We start from the raw sequence: 16,925 nt of genomic DNA, 5'->3' as shown, positions 1-16,925 counted from the left end.
TTCGGCCGCTTTGGTATGGTCTTGGCGCCGATCTTGCAATAGCCATCGTTAAGGATGCTGACCCTCGTTAAGGACGCTGAGAGGAGTCCTCATGACGCGCGGCGGGCCTATTGCGAGCCGATCGAGGTGGCGGCTAAACAGGGCCGGCTTGGATCCCCAGGGAACAGGATGACAGATCAGGCGATTTTGGTTACTGGCGCGGCTGGTTTCATTGGTTTTCACGTCGCCCGGCAGCTCCTGGGCGAAGGCCGCACCGTCGTCGGGCTCGACAATCTCAACCCCTATTACGATCCGGCACTGAAGCGGGCGCGCCTGGCGCTGTTGCAGAACGACTCCGGTTTCTCCTTCGTCGAGGCCGATCTTGCCGATCGCGAGACGATCGCGAGGCTGTTTGCGCAGCATCGTTTCACGGAGGTGGTGCATCTCGCGGCGCAGGCCGGCGTGCGCTACTCGATCGAGCAGCCGCACGCCTACGCCGATTCCAATCTCGTCGGCTTTCTCAACGTGCTCGAGGGCTGCCGCAATAACGGCTGTCGTCATCTCGTCTACGCCTCGTCATCCTCCGTTTACGGCGCCAACACAAAAATGCCATTTGCGGTTGCGGACCGCACCGATCATCCCGTCAGCTTCTATGCCGCGACCAAGAAGGCGAACGAGGTGATGGCGCAGTCCTATAGCCATCTCTATCGCCTGCCGGTCACGGGCTTGCGCTTCTTTACCATCTACGGGCCATGGGGACGGCCCGACATGGCCATGTTTCTGTTCGTAAACGCCATCATGGCCGGCAAGCCGATCCGGCTCTTCAACCATGGGCAGATGCGCCGCGACTTCACCTATATTGATGATGTGACGCGTGTCGTATCCAAGCTGATCGATCTTGTGCCCTCGGACGATCCTTCTGCCGCAAATGCGCCGTTTAAGCTCTACAATGTCGGCAATCACCATCCGGAGGAACTGATGCATGTCGTCGGTCTTCTGGAGCGGGAGTTGGGCCGGACGGCGATCAAAGAATTGCTGCCGATGCAGCCGGGAGATGTGCTGGAAACGTTCGCGGATGTCGAGGACTTGATGCGCGACACCGGCTTTGCACCGTCAACGCCGATCGAGCATGGGGTCCATAATTTTGTCACCTGGTATCGGGACTACTTCAAGGTTTGAGATGACGATGGACAAACGCATAATCCCCCTGATCATGTGCGGCGGTGCCGGCACGCGGCTGTGGCCGGCGTCGCGCGAGGTGCGGCCCAAGCAGTTCCTTCCCCTGTTCGGCACGCGCTCGACCTTCCAGGACACGCTGCTGCGCGTCTCCGATCCCTCCCTGTTCGACCGGTCGATCGTCATCACCAACGCGTCCTATCGCTTCATGGTGCTGGAGCAGCTCGCCGAGATCGGCATCGAGGCCGACGTGATCCTCGAGCCGATGCGGCGCGATTCAGGGCCGGCGATCGCAGCCGGCGCGGTGTTCGCGCAGAACCGCGCCAGTGAGGCCATCGTGCTCGCGCTCGCCGCCGATCACGTGGTGCAGGACAATGCCGCTTTCGTTGCCGCCTGCCGCGAGGGGCTTACCGCAGCGAGCACCGGACGCATCGTCACCTTCGGCGTCAAGCCGGAGCGGCCGGCGACCGAATACGGCTACATCAATCCTGGCGAGTTGATCTCCGGCGAGGTGCATGCGGTCGCGCGCTTCGTCGAGAAGCCGGACGCTGTGAAGGCCTCCGACTACGTCAATTCTGGCTATCTCTGGAACAGCGGCAACTTCATGTTCCCGGCGAGCGTGCTGCTCGACGAATACCGCAAGGTGGATGCGGCAAGCGTCGAGGCGGTCAGCAACGCGGTCAACAATGCCGGACGCGATCTCGGCTTCGTCACGCTGGAGCCGGAGGCGTTCGGCGCGGCGAAGGCGATCTCGATCGACTATGCCGTGATGGAGAAGACCGCGCGCGCTGCGGTGGTGCCGGTGTCGTGCGGCTGGTCGGACGTCGGCTCCTGGCACGCGGTGTGGGAATTGTCCGCGAAGGATGCGCAGGGCAATGCGGCGCACGGTGCCGCTGTGTTTGAGGATTCCCGCAACTGCAACGTCACGACCGACCAGGCGTTGGTCGCGCTCGAAGGCGTCGATGATCTCGTCGTGGTCGCAACCGCGGATGCGGTTCTGGTCTCGCGCCAGAAGGATGCCAACGGCCTGAAGCGTCTCGTCACCAAGCTGAAGGCGGTCGCGCCGAAGGTCACCGAGGAGCATCTCAAGGTGCATCGTCCCTGGGGCAGCTACCAGTCCGTCGACAATGGCGAGCGCCACCAGGTCAAGCGCATCGTGGTGAAGCCGGGCGGGCGGCTGTCGCTGCAGAAGCACCATCATCGGGCCGAGCACTGGATCGTGGTTCGCGGCACCGCGCAGGTGACGGTCGATGACACCGTGAAGATGGTGCACGAGAACGAGTCGATCTACATCCCGATGGGCGCCGTCCACCGCATGGAGAACCCCGGTAAAATCATGCTGGAACTGATCGAGGTCCAGACCGGCTCCTATCTCGGGGAAGACGACATCATCCGGATTGAAGACGACTACCAAAGGTCGTAACCAGCAAACTCCGAATCACGAGACCCGGGCCCAACAGGCGATATTTTTCGGCCTAAGGCCCGGGGAACGTGTAACTTTTTGAATCAAATCGTGTCCGGGCCGCGAGGGCGGCATTCGCCACAAATGTGGCGTCCGTGCTAGAAGCGCGCCGGGGATTTGCGTTGAATCGGGGTTTGCTCAGATGAGTTCCAAAGGATCTGCACCGGCCAAGGCCGGCTTGCGCGTCGGCGTCATTGGCGCGGGCGTGATGGGCAGCAACCATGCGCGCGTGCTCAGCGGACTGCCCGGCGTCAGCCTCGTCGGCGTCGTCGATCCTTCGCCGGCGCATCGCAGCCGCGCGACGGAACTTGCCAATTGCCCGAGCTTCGAGACGCTCGACGAATTGTTCGCGGCCGGCGTCGACGCCGTCACCATCGCTGCGCCGACCCATCTGCATCACGAGGTCGCGCTCGCCTGCATCGCCAAGAACATCCATGTCTTGGTCGAGAAGCCGATCGCCTCCACCGTCCAAGAGGGCCGCGAGATCGTCACCGCCGCGCAGAAGGCCGGCGTGACGCTGATGGTCGGCCATGTCGAGCGCTTCAATCCGGCCGTGGCCGCCGTCAAGCAGGCGATCGCGGGCGAGGACATTCTCTCCATCGCCATCACCCGCGTCGGCCCGTTCCCGCCGCGCATGTCCAATGTCGGCGTCGTCATCGACCTTGCCGTGCACGACATCGATCTGATCCGCTGGTTCACCGAATCCGACATCGTCGAGGTGCAGCCGCAATTGTCGAGCGCGGTTGCCGAGCGCGAGGACATCGCGCTCTTGCAGTTCCGCACCGAGAGCGGCGTGCTCGCCCACATCAACACCAACTGGCTGACGCCGTTCAAGGCGCGCAGCGTCACGGTCGCGACCCGCGGCAAATACGTGATGGGCGATCTCCTGACGCGCCAGGTCACCGAATGCTTCGGCTTCAAGCCTGACGGCAGCTATTCGATGCGGCATCTGCCGGTCGGCCATGACGAGCCGCTGCGCGCCGAGCTGATCGCGTTCCTCAAGGCGGTGCGTAACGGCGAGACGCCGGCGGTCACCGGCGACGAGGGTGTCGCCAGCCTCGAGATCGCGACCCAGTGCCTGGAGACGCCGTCGCGGCCCGCGGCCAAATCGTCCGCCCTCAAGGGGCCGCGCCGCGTCGCCGGCTGATCCCCTTTCCATGTCGACTGCTCAACACCAGCAAGGCGCCAAGAACCAGACAATGAACCAGCATCTGCGTTCCGAACCCATTCCCTTCATCGACGTTGCCTCGCAGCGCCGCCGGCTCGGCGCCTCGCTCGATGAGGCCGTCAAGCGCGTGATGGACCATTGCCAGTTCGTCAACGGCCCTGAGGTGTTCGAGCTCGAGAAGCAGCTCGCAGCCTATAGCGGCGCCAAGCACGTGATCGGCTGCGCCAGCGGTACCGACGCCATTCTGATGGTGATGATGGCGAAGAATGTCGGGCCCGGCGATGCCGTGCTGTGTCCGTCCTTCACCTTCATCGCAACGGCCTCGCCGGTAGCGCGGACCGGCGCGACGCCCGTCTATGTCGACGTCGACGAAGCCACCTTCAACATGAGCCCGGAATCGCTCAAGCGCGGCATCGCGACGGCGCGCAAGGCCGGCCTCAAGCCGGTGGCGGTGATTCCGGTCGACCTGTTCGGCCAGCCCGCCGATCACGACGCCATCGCCGAGATCGCCAGGGCCGAGGGCCTGTTCGTGCTCGATGACGCAGCGCAAGGCTTTGGCGCCAGCTACAAGGGCCGCAAGCTCGGCACCTTCGGCCTCGCCACCGCGACCAGCTTCTTCCCGGCCAAGCCGCTCGGCTGCTTCGGCGACGGTGGCGCGATCTTCACCGATGACGACGAGCTCGCGGCGATCTTGCGCAGCATCCGCGTGCACGGGCAGGGCGTCGATAAATACGACAACGTCCGCCTCGGCCTGACCGGCCGGCTCGACACCATGCAGGCCGCGGTCCTGATCGAGAAGCTGAAGATCTTCGACGACGAGATCACCGCCCGCAACAAGGTTGCGGAGCGCTACGCGCGTGGCCTCTCCAACGTCGTCACCGTGCCGCGCCTCGCGCCCGGCAACACCTCGGTCTGGGCGCAGTACACGATCCGCCTGCCCAAGGGCACCGACCGCGACGGTTTTGCCGCCGCGTTGAAGGCCCAGGGTGTGCCGACCGCGATCTATTACGGCAAGTCGATGCACCAGCAGACCGCTTACAAGCAATATCCGGTCGCCGAGGGCGGCCTGCCGGGTTGCGAGAGCCTGTCGCAGGACGTCATCAGCCTGCCAATGCACGCCTATCTGACCGAAGCCGACCAGGAGCGCGTGATCGCCGCCGTCCGCGGCGCGCTGGCGGGCTGATTTCTTTCCCTCTCCCCTTGTGGGAGGGGGTGGATCGCCGCGTAGCGGCGAGACGGGTGAGGGGTCTCTCTCCGCACGGAATGCGCGGAGAGAGACCCCTCACCCGATTGAACTTGCGTCTACCCTCGGTGCTGCCCTCGCCCACAAGGGGAGAGGGCACAGCAACGGGCATCGTCGCTGCAATCGACCTCTCCGGCCGCTTCCACCTAGACCTAATCGCGCCATGCTCTAAAACAGACGCATGCTCGGACGCATCTTCACGGTCGGTGGTTACACGCTGCTCTCGCGGCTGACGGGATTTGCCCGCGACATCATGCTCGCGGCGATCCTCGGCGCCGGCCCGGTGGCCGATGCCTTCTTCGTGGCGCTGCGGCTGCCCAATCATTTCCGCGCGATCTTCGCCGAGGGCGCCTTCAACGCCGCCTGGGTGCCGGCCTATGCCCATGTCCATGGCGAGAAGGGGGAAGCGGCGGCACATCTGTTCGCCGACCGCATCTTCACGTTGCTGCTGGCCTCGCAAGTTCTGCTGCTGCTCGTCGCCTGGCTGTTCATGCCGCAGGCCATGAGCATCCTGGCGCCCGGCTTTTCCGAGGACGCCGAGCAGCGCAGGCTCGCGATCGAACTGACCCGGATCACCTTTCCCTATCTGCTCCTGATCACGCTGGTGACGCTCTATGGCGGCATGCTCAACGTGATGCAGCGCTTTGCCAGCGCAGCGGCGGCGTCGATCTTCCTCAACGTCGCGATGATGATGACGCTGGCGGTTGCGGTCTGGTTTCCGACCGCGGGCCACGCCGCCGCGTGGGGCGTCCTCATCTCGGGCTTCCTGCAATATTTCCTGCTTGCCGGCGATCTCGCCCACCATGGCGGCCTGCCGCGCTTTGCGCCATTGAAGCTCGACGAAGACGTCCGCGGCTTTTTCAAAGCGCTGGGACCTGCGACACTGGGCTCCATGGGCACCCAGGTCGCGCTGTTCGCCGACACCATCATCGCGACTTTCCTGCCCGCGGGCGCGCTGTCGGCGCTATACTATGCCGACAGGCTCAACCAGCTTCCGATCGGCGTGATCGGCATCGCCATCGGCACCGTGCTGCTGCCGGAGATGTCGCGGCGGATCACGGCCAACGACCTCGACGGCGCAATGAAGGCGCAGCGCCGCGCCTTCGATTTCACGCTGCTGTTCTCGATCCCGTTCGTCGCGGCCTTCCTTACCGTGCCCGACGAGATCATGCGCGCGCTGTTCGCCCGCGGCGCGTTCTCCAAGGCCGATGCGGTCGCCGCGGGCAGCACGCTCGCGGCTTATGCGATCGGCCTGATCCCGTTCGTGCTGATCCGTAGCGCGGTCGCGACCTTCTATGCGCGCAAGGACACCGCGACGCCGGTGCGGGCATCCCTGACCGGCATCGCCGTCAACGTTGCTCTCAAAGTCGCCTTGATGGGATCGCTCGCCCAGATCGGCCTTGCGCTCGCCACCGCCGTCGGCGTCTGGACCAATCTGTTGCTGGTGCTGTTCTTCGCCGTGCGGCGCGGTTTCCTCGTGCTGGATCGAGCCTGGCTGATGTCGCTCGGCAAATTCCTGCTGATTGGCATCATCCTTGCGGTGGCGTTCTGGCTGATCGCGCGCTTCAGCGGTCCCTCGTTAGGCTCGATGCATTTCCGTGACGAGGTGACGCTGGTGTTGCTCGCCGCCGGCGGCACCATCGTCTATGCGCTCGCGATCCTCGTTTTGTTCGGCCGCAGCTGGCTGGTCTCGCTGGTGCGCGGTTAGGCGCGGTCGCAAGCTTTTTCAAAATCCCGTCCGCGTCCGCCCGAACCCGGGTCGGATCGGAGCGCGCGTAAGCCAGTCTTGATGTGGGTCAAACTGCCGGCGGGCGAAGTGGCTAGGAGTAGGGGCTTACTGGCCAGCGTCGGAGCAGGACATGGTAAAATCTGCTGTGAAATGTTTGATCATTACCGGTCTTGCCGCTGGTTTCGCCGCAGCGGCTCAGGCCGAAGATTTCGACGTCGGCAAGTCGGAATTTCAGTCGTCGTGCGCGAGTTGCCACGGTGCGGATGCCAGAGGCAAGGGACCGGTGAGCGGCCAGTTGAAGACAGCGCCTGCCGATCTGACGATGCTGGCCAAGAACAACAACGGCGTGTTTCCCACGAACACCATCTATGAAGTCATCGATGGGATGAAGACAATTCCCGCTCACGGCACGCGTGAGATGCCAATTTGGGGAGAACGATTCAATCCCATCATCAACTTGCCTCACTATGTCGATCCGTCCTATTGGCAGAAGGCCGGACCGGAGCAGAGCCCGGAGGTCGTCGTGCGAAAACGTATCCTCTCCGTCGTCGATTATCTCGGCCGTATTCAGCAAAAGTAGCCGCCGGCACGTATCGAGTTCGCTTGCCTGTCCTGCAGCGGCGCCTCCCCGCGGAAGATGATCCGAGGGCCTTGCAGGTGCATCCGCCGAAACGAGGCGCTCGCCTGAAGGATGTAGGCAGCCCCTCCACATCTCTTGATTTTGCGCGATTGCCGTGCTATTCGCAGCTCATGACCAAATGCTCGCGCACCGTCAACCGCAACCACATGACCCGCTTCGGCTGGGCCGTGGGAGGAGTCGTGCGCTAGGAATTCGACGACGACATCTTTTCCACCAGGCCCCGCCGGCATCGGACGGGGCCTTTTTAGTGGCCACGCTTCCTGCCGGCTCAACAGCAGGAGCATCCGATGCCACCTCAACTGACGAACATATCACCCGGGATAGAGGGCGATGCCGCAAGGCGCGGCCTCAATCTCTCCATTGTGCAAGCGAAGAGCGCGGTCGACCAGGCGTTGGCATCACGGCTCAAGGCATCGGCCGCGGCTCTGGAAAACGCTTTGTACGACAAGAATGCCGCCGGATCCGCGACGCGAAGCGTTTTGGGTCTGCTTAATCAGTATTGGAGGGCGCTTTTGCAGAGGCGCGAGCGATCACAAGTCAGCCTCCATGATCTGAACGACCGGGAGCTGATGGATATCGGTTTGACGCGCGGTGAGATCGACTGCATCGCACCCGGACGCGCGATCGATGCGCTCAGGGATCGAACAAGGTATCTGTTGAACCGTGGTGGGATGTAGGCGATCAACCATCGGAGAGGGCATGCGCTTTGCGAACAAGCGGCGGTCAGCGTGGCCGCTTGTTCAAGCATGCATGCACGGCAGGTAAGTTTGGCAACTATCGTGCCTCGGTCGGGATCGATCTTCACCGAGAAATGACCGAGCTGCGACTTTTCCGTCTCATCGCCTCCGACAGGGGTAGCATGCCGACCTTTCGAGGGTGGGCGTGCCCAATCCCCGTTTGCCTTGCCGGTTTTTCCACGGCAATATGCCCGCAAAACAACCATGAGAACGGGAAGATAAAATGGCGGCTCCCATCAAGTTCGGCGTTGGCCAAAGCGTGCTGCGCAAGGAGGATGACGCGCTCATCCGCGGCAAGGGCCGCTATACCGACGATTACGCGCCGCAGGCCGCGCTGCGCTGCCTGATGCTGCGCTCGCCGCACGCGCATGCCAAATACACCATCGATGCAAGCCGAGCCCGCGGCCTGCCCGGCGTTGCGCTGATTTTGACCGCGGATGACGTCGCCGATCTCGGCAATCTGCCGTGCCTGTTCAATCTCGAGACCGATCCGTTCACCGGTCCGCCATACCCGATCCTTGCCAAGGACGAGGTTCGCCATGTCGGCGATTCCATCGCCTTCGTGGTCGCCGAGACCATCGACCAGGCCCGCGATGCGATCGAGGCGATCGAGGTCAAATGGTCGCCGCTGCCGGCGGTCACCGGCGTCGTCAACGCCGTGAAGAAGGGCGCGCCGCAAGTCTGGCCCGACAAGGCCGGCAACGTGCTGTTCGACGTCTCGATCGGCGACAAGGCGGCGACCGAAGCTGCCTTCGCCAAGGCGCATGCGGTCGCCGAGATCTCTATCGTCAATCCGCGCGTGGTCGCGAGCTTCATGGAGACGCGCGCCGCGGTCTGTGAATACGATTCCAAGCGCGACCATCTGACGCTGACGATCGGCAGCCAGGGCAGCCATCGCCTGCGCGACATCCTGTGCCAGAATGTGCTCAACATCCCCACCGACAAGATGCGGGTGATCTGCCCCGACGTCGGCGGCGGCTTCGGCACGAAATTGTTTCCGTATCGCGAATACGCCCTGATGGCGGTTGCGGCCAAGAAGCTCAAGAAGACGGTGAAATGGGCAGCCGACCGCACCGAGCATTTCATGGGTGACGCGCAGGGCCGCGACAACGTCACCACCGCCAAAATGGCGCTCGCCGAGGACGGCAAGTTCCTCGCGATGGATTGCGACCTCATGGGCGACATGGGCGCGTATCTGTCGACCTTCGGGCCCTACATTCCGCACGGTGGTGCCGGCATGCTGCCGGGGCTCTACGACATCCAGGCCTTCCATTGCCGGGTGCGCACCATCTTCACCCACAGCGTGCCGGTGGACGCCTATCGCGGCGCAGGCCGGCCCGAGGCGGCCTATGTCATCGAGCGCCTCGTCGATGCCTGCGCGCGAAAACTCGACATGACGCCGGATGCCATCCGCCGCAAGAATTTCATCCCGCCGAAGGCGCTGCCGTACAAGACGGCCACGGGCAAGGTCTATGATTCCGGCGACTTCGCCGCGCATCTCAAGCGCGCGATGGAGATCGCGGAGTGGAAGGAATTTCCAAAGCGCGCCAAGGCGGCCAAGAAGGGCGGCTTGATCCGCGGCATTGGGCTGGCGAGCTATGTCGAGATCTGCGGCGTGATGGGTGAGGAGACAGCCAATGTCCGTCTCGATCCCAACGGCGACGTCACCGTCCTGATCGGCACGCAGTCGAGCGGGCAGGGCCACCAGACCGCCTATGCCCAGATCGTCGCCGAGCAGCTCGGCGTCGCGCCGGAACGGGTCCACGTCCGCCAGGGCGACACCGACGAGATTGCCACGGGCCTCGGCACCGGCGGCTCGGCCTCGATCCCCTCCGGCGGCGTCAGCGTCGAGCGTGCGACGCGGGAGCTTGGGCAAAAGCTCAAGGAGATCGCGGCGCAGGCGCTGGAGGCAGGCGCCGGCGACCTCGAGATTTCCGAAGGCGTGGTGCGTATCGCCGGCACCGACCGTTCGATCTCGTTCGCCGATCTCGCCAAGCGGCCCGGCGTCGATCCCTCGAAGCTGAACGGCAGCGCGACCTTTGCCAGTGCCGACGGCACCTATCCCAACGGCACCCATGTCGCGGAGGTCGAGATCGATCCGGCCACCGGCATCATCAAGATCGTCAACTACGTGATCGTCGATGATTTCGGCAAGACGCTCAATCCGCTGCTGCTGGCCGGCCAGGTCCATGGCGGCGCCATGCAGGGCATCGGCCAGGCCCTGATGGAGCAGGTGGTCTATGGCGCAACCGACGGCCAGCTCATCACCGCGACCTACATGGACTACGCGCTGCCCCGGGCGGCGGATGGTCCCGCCTTCGTGTTCGAGACGGCCAACGTCCCCTGCAAGACCAATCCGATGGGCGTGAAGGGGGCGGGCGAGGCCGGCGCGATCGGCTCCTGTCCGGCCGTCGTCAACGCCATCGTCGATGGGCTCTGGCGCGAATACAAGATCGACCACATCGACATGCCGGCGACCCCGGAGCGGGTATGGATCGCGATCAGCGAACACCATCGCCGTCACAGCCTGTAATACCAGGCAGACGCGCACGCGTTTGCTTAACCCATCAGCCGCAGTGCGACGATTTATCGTCGCACTGCCCATGGAATGAAATCTGCCAATCGGTGTTGGCCCATTCAGGGGTCGGCACGATCCTGCATCAGGGAAAGGGATTTTGCGAATGAAGCGAATGTTGGTTGTCGGGGGCGCGCTGCTGCTCGGGATGGGTGCCGTCTGGGCGCAACAGGATTCCGCCAAGGAAGCTCAGATGCTCATGAAGGGCAACGGCAAGAATGCCGGCGCGATGTCGGCGATGGTCAAGGGCGAGAAGCCCTACGACCAGGCCACGGTGGACAGCGCGCTGGCGCAGTTCGAGGATACCGCCAAGAAGCTGCCGACCCTGTTTCCGGCCAGCGCCAAAGGCGTCAAGCTCGACGGCGACTACTCGACCTCGCCGAAGGTCTGGGAGGACAAGGCCGGCTTCGACGCGAAGATCGCAAGCTTCGCCAAGGTCGTCAGCGAGGCCAAGGGCAAGATCAAGGATCTGGACTCGCTCAAGGCGAACATGCCTGCCATCGGCAAGGAATGTGGCGGTTGCCACGAGACCTACCGCGTGAAGAACAGCTGAGGCGGTGCTTTCGTAGACCGGATGAGCGAAGCGATATCCGGGGCTTCCAGCCGAGCTCATAGTCTGTCCCGGATGTCGCTTCGCCCATCCGGGCTACAGACTCAATTTGAAAGATGAAGGGCGGTTGCGAAAGCAGCCGCCCTTTTTCCGTTTGCAAGGTCTGACGGATCGCCGTCCGAGCGGTTATGTTCGCAGCAACGGCCGTGGCGTTGATGTGAGTCGGCTCGTCTTTTTCGACTGCCTCATGACATCAGGAGTTCCAGCGCGCGGCGAGGATCTCAATCAAAGCGAGTCAGGCCATGGTCAAACCGTTTCCGTCGAAGACGCACATCGGCAATCACATGCTGCATCCTGAAACGCTGATGCTGACCTACGGCTATGATCCGCAGCTGTCGGAAGGCGCCATCAAGCCGCCGGTGTTCCTGACCTCCACCTTCGTATTCAAGACGGCCGATGACGGGCAGGACTTTTTCGACTTCGTCGCCGGCCGTCGCGAGCCGCCGGAAGGCATGGGCGCGGGGCTGGTCTATTCGCGTTTCAATCATCCCAACAGCGAGATCGTCGAGGACAGGCTCTCGATCTACGAGCGCACCGAGAGCTGCGCGCTGTTCTCGTCCGGCATGGCGGCGATCTCGACCACGATCCTGGCTTTCGTCCGCCCCGGCGACGTCATCCTGCACTCGCAGCCGCTCTATGGCGGGACCGAAACGCTGCTGACCAACACGCTGGCGCGTCTGTCGATCGGCGCCGTCGGCTTCGCCGACGGGATTGACGAAGCCACCGTCAAGCAGGCCTCGGAAGAGGCGATGGCCAAGGGGCGCGTCTCGATGATCCTGATCGAGACCCCGGCCAACCCGACCAACGGCCTGGTCGATGTCGCCATGATCCGCCGCATCGCCGATGCCATCGGAAAGGCGCAGGGACACACGCCGATCATCGCCTGCGACAACACGCTGCTCGGGCCGGTGTTTCAGCGGCCGATCGAGCACGGGGCGGACCTGTCGCTGTATTCGCTGACCAAATATGTCGGCGGTCACTCAGACCTGATCGCGGGGGCCGCGATGGGCTCGAAGGCGATCATGAAAGGCATCAAGGCGCTGCGCGGCGCCATCGGCACCCAGCTCGATCCACATTCCTGCTGGATGATCAACCGCTCGCTCGAGACGCTGAGCCTGCGCATGGAGAAGGCCAACGACAATGCGCGGCTCGTGGCGGATTATCTGCGCGATCATCCCAAGGTCGCCAAGGTCCACTATCTCGGCCACCACGAGGACTCCTCGCCGGCCGGGCGCGTGTTCGCGCGGCAATGCCTGGGTGCGGGGTCGACCTTCTCGTTCGACATTGTCGGCGGCAAGGAGGCCGCCGTGAAATTCCTCAACGCGCTGCAGATCCTCAAGCTGGCGGTGAGCCTCGGCGGCACCGAGTCGCTCGCGAGCCTGCCCGCGACGATGACGCATTCCGGCGTTCCCGCCGACATCCGCCGCAAGATCGGCGTGCTGGATTCCACGATCCGGCTGTCGATCGGCATCGAGAACCCCTCGGACCTGATCGCCGATCTCGCGCAGGCGCTGAACGCGGCCTAGAGTGCAACGGAATCGAAAAGGCCGGGCGCCCCCTCCTGCGCCCGGCCTTCGTGCAACGAAGCAACCTTGAGGCTTACTTCGTCACCTGACCGCGGATCTCGCCGCCCGGGTTCGCCGCGGTGTGGATGTTGACGTAGAGCTTGCCGCCGAGCAGATCGGCAGCCTGCGCGTCGGTGAGGGTCGCTTCGCCCTTCACGGGGCTGGCGGTCGCATTCGGAATCGCGATCGCCACGCCGGCATTCTTGCCGGCCTCGGCAGGTCCGTGGAAATGGGCGGCGGTGGCGGGGCCGGAGAGGCCGGAATAGGTGACGGTCCAGGACAGCTTCTTGCTGGCGGCATCATAGTTCAGGTCCGCTGTTCCGGTGCCGCTGCTGGTGGTTGCCGGCACCTCGGACTTGCCGTCGAGCGTTGCTTTGAGCTTTTCGGCGCTGGCCGGGCCTGCGAAGCTGATGGCACCGAGCGCTAAGGCGGCAATGATGGTCTTGTTCATGACACTCTCCCTGCTGAACCCATTCGGGCTGCCAAACTTCCAACAGCCGGCATTTCAGTTTATTCCCGTTTCCGGTCAGGGCGGGCTAAATTCTTCGTGGTTGGAGCCGCGACGACATCGGTCATAGATTCGCCGCGACGAGTGAATGGATGGGCATGTTGCAACGAACAATTCTCGCAGGCCTGCTCGCCGCGGTCATTGCCGCGGGCGTCTATTGGTGGCTCAGCGCGCCGAAGGTGGCGGCCGCGGGCCATGCGCCGGCCCGTGCGGCAAACCTTGCCAATGGCGAGGTGATGTTCAACGCCGGGGGCTGCGCGTCCTGCCATGCGACGCCGGACCAGCCCGATCGTGGCAGGCTCGGCGGCGGCGTCGCGATCAAGTCGCCGTTCGGAACGTTCTACGCGCCGAACATCTCGCCCGATCCGAACGACGGCATCGGCAAATGGACGGACACCGACTTCGTCAACGCGGTGATGCACGGCGTCTCGCCGGGCGGGCAGCATTATTTTCCCGCCTTTCCCTACACCTCCTACCAACACGCCAGGCGCGAGGACGTGGTCGATCTCTTTGCCTATCTGAAGACGCTGCCGCCCGTGACTGGCAAGGTGCGCGACCATGACATGCGCTTTCCGTTCAACATCCGGCGCAATGTCGGCATCTGGAAATTCCTGTTCCTGGACGACAAGCCGCTCATCGCCGACGCCGGCAAGTCACCGCAATTCAATCGCGGCGCCTATCTCGTCAACAGCTTTGGCCATTGCGCGGAATGCCACAGCCCGCGCAACGCGCTGGGCGGGATCATCGCGGGCCAGCGCTTTGCCGGCGGGCCCAATCCGGAAGGCGAGGGCTGGGTGCCCAACATCACCCAGAAGCGCCTCGGCGAGTGGAGCGTGAAAGATATCGCCTATTTCCTCAAGAACGGCGAATTGCCCGACGGCGACAGTGTCGGCGGCGCGATGACGCGCGTGATCAAGAACACCTCGCAATTGCCCGAGGAAGACATTGCGGCGATGGCAGACTACCTCAAATCGCTGCCGCCTGTGGAAGGCCCGCCGCGGCCCAAGCGCAAGGAAGCCGGCAAGGACGCCGGCTAACTGCGCGCCCTAGCTGGCGCCAAACGCCTTGAAGGTGATGATGGTGAGGGTGTCCTGGATGCCCGGCAGCACCTGCACCTTCTCGTTGACGAAATGGCCGATGTCGGTGTCCTTGTCGACGTAGAACTTCACGAGAAGGTCGTATTGGCCGGCCGTGGAGTAGATCTCGGAGGCGATCTCGGCTTCGGCAAGCGCATTGGCCACCGTGTAGGACTGGCCGAGCTTGCATTTGATCTGGACGAAAAAAGGAACCATCGCGGGCACTCCGAAAGCGTATCTGGCGGCTAATAGGCCAAAACCGGCACGGTTTAGCAAGCGAACTTGCCGGCCGCCAGATGCCGGCCCGAAGCTTTAGGAGGCCACGGCCGCCGCGGCGAAGGCGTCCCTGAGCCGCTGGGCGAGCTCGACCTTGCGATAGGGCTTGGTCAGCACGATGGCCTGCGCGTGCGCGCGGCCTTGCTCGACCAGGGTCTCCAGCGCGTAGCCCGAGGTGAACAGGACCGGCAGCGAGGGGCGAATCCGCCGCGCCTGATCGGCGAGCTCCCAGCCGCTCATGCCGCCTGGCATCACGATGTCGGTGAACAGCATGTCGATGCTGGGGTCGGTGCGCAGCTGCTGCAACGCCTCCTTGCCGTTGACCGCGGCGACGACGCGATATCCGAGCGCCTCAACCCTGCGAATGACGGATGAGCGGACGAACGGATCGTCCTCCGCGATCAGGATCGTCTCGTATCCGCGCGGCGCCGCGTCCTCGCCGTCGGACAGGTCGGTCTGTGATTGTCCGGTGTCCGCGCGCGGCAGGTAGATCCGGACCGTCGTCCCAAGGCCTTTCTCGCTGTAGATCGAGACATGGCCGCCTGATTGCTTGGCGAAGCCATAGACCATGCTGAGGCCGAGACCGGAGCCCTTGCCGACCTCCTTGGTCGTGAAGAACGGCTCGAAGGCGCGCTGGGTGACCTCCGGCGTCATGCCTTCGCCGTCGTCGCTGATCGAGATCAACGCATAGGCCCCGGATGCGACTTCGGGGTGAGCGGCGCGATAATCGTCGTCGAGCGCAGTCAACTCCGTACTCAGGGTCAGGTGACCGCCGGCCGGCATCGCATCCTGCGCGTTGAGCGCAAGGTTCAGCACGGCGGATTCGAGCTGGGCGCGATCTGCGAAGGCCAGGATCGTGCCGGGCCGGGAGGCCGTCTTGATCTCGATGTCTTCGCGCAAGGTGCGCTTGAGCAGCTTGAACATGGACTCGAGCAGGCCCCGGCAATCGATCGTCTGGGGCTGCAGCAGCTGGCGGCGGCTGAACGCGAGCAGGCGCTGCGTCAGCTCGGCACCGCGCTCGCCCGACTGGGAGATGTCGTCGGCAAAGCGCCGCAGGTCGGGCCTCGCCTTGAGCTGCTCGCTCAGATGCTCGGCGTTGCCGATGATGACGGTCAGGAGATTGTTGAAGTCGTGAGCGATGCCGCCCGAGAGCTGGCCGACCGTCTCCATCTTCTGCGCCTGCTGCAGCTGCCGCTCGGTCAGCTTGCGCGCGGTCAAATCGTGGACGATGCCGACGAAGATCAATTCGCCGTCCTGCCGCGCCTGGCCGACCGACACGTCCATCGGGAAGGTCGATCCGTCCTTGCGCAGACCGGTGGCTTCGCCGGCGGTCACGAATTGCCTCGCCTGGCCGTCGGGCGCAGCGCCGGCCTCGGGCATCAGCATCGTGACGTTCCGGCCCATCACCTCGTCGGCGGAGTAGCCGAACAAGCGCTCGCAGGCCGGATTGAACAGCAGGACACGGTCCTGCGCGTCGAACAGGATGACGCCGTCGACCGCGGTCTCGACGATGGCGGTGAGGCGCGTCACGCTCTCGCGCATCGCGCGCTGGGCGTCGCTGACCTGCTGGAGCAGCAGCGTGGCGTCGCGGCTCTTGATCTCCTCCTCCTCGAGCGCGGCCTGGACCTGGCGCAGCTCGAACGGCGAGGGGATCGTCAGGATCTTCGGCAGCAGCGGCCACAGCGCGCCCGCCGTGACCACGGATGCCACCGCGGTCGCCGCCTTGACGATGCCCTCGATGCCGTAGATCGGGACCCACAGCGTGTAGATCGACAGCACATGGGTCAGGCCGCACGCCATGATGAAGATCGCGAAGGCCCAGTAGACCCAGCCGAATTTGAGGTCGCGCCGCTTGGTAACCAGAATTGCCAGGGCAAAGGGAATCGAAAAATAGGCGGCGGCGATGCAGGCGTCGGCCACGACGTGAAGCCAGATCAGCTCGGGTTCCCACAACAGGCAGATGCCGTGCGGCGAAAGCATGGACGAGTCGAGGAGACGTTCAAAAAAGGCCCACATCGTTCCACCCAAAGATTCCGTTCCGGACGGCTTGCGGGCCAGGGCGACCCGCGACATCGGTGTCGCCGGACAGTTCCACCATTGACGTCTCACGCATCGGCGAAGCAGTTCGAGACTATACCAAGGGTTCGCCGCGGGCGCATTTCCATGCCGCACGATTGCGGC

General features: G+C 64.1%; 14 protein-coding genes. 11 read left to right on the top strand and 3 right to left on the bottom strand.

Annotated elements, in window-relative coordinates; translation table 11 throughout:
* Window positions 1-168: 168 nt before the first annotated feature.
* From XH83_RS24745 to XH83_RS24700, 10 genes are all read left to right on the top strand, one after another.
* Window positions 169-1,158: an NAD-dependent epimerase gene (locus XH83_RS24745; RefSeq protein WP_194403318.1), complete on the top strand. Its 990-nt coding sequence runs from the start codon at window positions 169-171 to the stop codon at window positions 1,156-1,158.
* A 7-nt stretch (window positions 1,159-1,165) separates the two neighbouring features.
* A complete protein-coding gene (locus XH83_RS24740; protein WP_194403317.1) occupies window positions 1,166-2,578 on the top strand; it encodes a mannose-1-phosphate guanylyltransferase/mannose-6-phosphate isomerase in 1,413 nt (470 codons plus the stop codon).
* Between the two features lie 181 nt (window positions 2,579-2,759).
* Window positions 2,760-3,764: a Gfo/Idh/MocA family protein gene (locus XH83_RS24735; RefSeq protein ID WP_194403316.1), complete on the top strand. Its 1,005-nt coding sequence runs from the start codon at window positions 2,760-2,762 to the stop codon at window positions 3,762-3,764.
* 52 nt (window positions 3,765-3,816) lie between these two features.
* The gene (locus XH83_RS24730; protein ID WP_194403315.1) at window positions 3,817-4,968 is read left to right on the top strand and encodes a DegT/DnrJ/EryC1/StrS aminotransferase family protein; all 1,152 of its coding nucleotides are present in this window, start codon (window positions 3,817-3,819) and stop codon (window positions 4,966-4,968) included.
* Between the two features lie 241 nt (window positions 4,969-5,209).
* Window positions 5,210-6,736: a murein biosynthesis integral membrane protein MurJ gene (gene murJ, locus XH83_RS24725; RefSeq protein WP_194403314.1), complete on the top strand. Its 1,527-nt coding sequence runs from the start codon at window positions 5,210-5,212 to the stop codon at window positions 6,734-6,736.
* A gap of 151 nt (window positions 6,737-6,887) precedes the next feature.
* Window positions 6,888-7,337 carry a cytochrome c gene (locus tag XH83_RS24720; protein WP_194403313.1) on the top strand — a complete coding sequence of 150 codons (450 nt, stop codon included), beginning with the start codon at window positions 6,888-6,890 and terminating at the stop codon, window positions 7,335-7,337.
* Between the two features lie 347 nt (window positions 7,338-7,684).
* Window positions 7,685-8,074, top strand: a complete 390-nt coding sequence (locus XH83_RS24715; RefSeq protein ID WP_194403312.1) for a DUF1127 domain-containing protein — start codon at window positions 7,685-7,687, stop codon at window positions 8,072-8,074.
* Window positions 8,075-8,357: 283 nt separating this feature from the next.
* Entirely contained in the window at window positions 8,358-10,667 is a 2,310-nt protein-coding gene (locus tag XH83_RS24710; RefSeq protein WP_194403311.1) for a xanthine dehydrogenase family protein molybdopterin-binding subunit, read from the top strand.
* A gap of 148 nt (window positions 10,668-10,815) precedes the next feature.
* Window positions 10,816-11,262 carry a cytochrome c gene (locus XH83_RS24705; protein ID WP_194403310.1) on the top strand — a complete coding sequence of 149 codons (447 nt, stop codon included), beginning with the start codon at window positions 10,816-10,818 and terminating at the stop codon, window positions 11,260-11,262.
* Window positions 11,263-11,561: 299 nt separating this feature from the next.
* Window positions 11,562-12,845 carry a cystathionine gamma-synthase family protein gene (locus tag XH83_RS24700; protein WP_194403309.1) on the top strand — a complete coding sequence of 428 codons (1,284 nt, stop codon included), beginning with the start codon at window positions 11,562-11,564 and terminating at the stop codon, window positions 12,843-12,845.
* Between the two features lie 73 nt (window positions 12,846-12,918).
* On the opposite strand, the gene XH83_RS24695 is transcribed toward XH83_RS24700, so the two are convergent.
* Window positions 12,919-13,335 (bottom strand): CHRD domain-containing protein, encoded by a 417-nt coding sequence (locus XH83_RS24695; RefSeq protein WP_194403308.1) that lies wholly within the window; start codon window positions 13,333-13,335, stop codon window positions 12,919-12,921.
* A 155-nt stretch (window positions 13,336-13,490) separates the two neighbouring features.
* Between XH83_RS24695 and XH83_RS24690 the strand changes: the two genes are divergently transcribed.
* Window positions 13,491-14,429, top strand: a complete 939-nt coding sequence (locus tag XH83_RS24690; protein WP_194403307.1) for a cytochrome c — start codon at window positions 13,491-13,493, stop codon at window positions 14,427-14,429.
* Between the two features lie 9 nt (window positions 14,430-14,438).
* Here XH83_RS24690 and XH83_RS24685 read toward each other — a convergent pair whose 3' ends face one another.
* Complete coding sequence (locus XH83_RS24685) at window positions 14,439-14,684, bottom strand: Lrp/AsnC family transcriptional regulator (protein WP_018317369.1); 246 nt, start codon at window positions 14,682-14,684, stop codon at window positions 14,439-14,441.
* Window positions 14,685-14,780: 96 nt separating this feature from the next.
* The gene (locus XH83_RS24680; RefSeq protein WP_246776316.1) at window positions 14,781-16,724 is read right to left on the bottom strand and encodes a PAS domain-containing sensor histidine kinase; all 1,944 of its coding nucleotides are present in this window, start codon (window positions 16,722-16,724) and stop codon (window positions 14,781-14,783) included.
* Window positions 16,725-16,925 lie beyond the last annotated feature (201 nt).

Origin of the sequence: Bradyrhizobium sp. CCBAU 53351 (genome assembly GCF_015291745.1) — a bacterium.
Taxonomy (GTDB): Bacteria; Pseudomonadota; Alphaproteobacteria; order Rhizobiales; family Xanthobacteraceae; genus Bradyrhizobium.
Note: the sequence above shows the minus strand (reverse complement) of the source record. Positions and strands in the feature narration are given on the sequence as shown.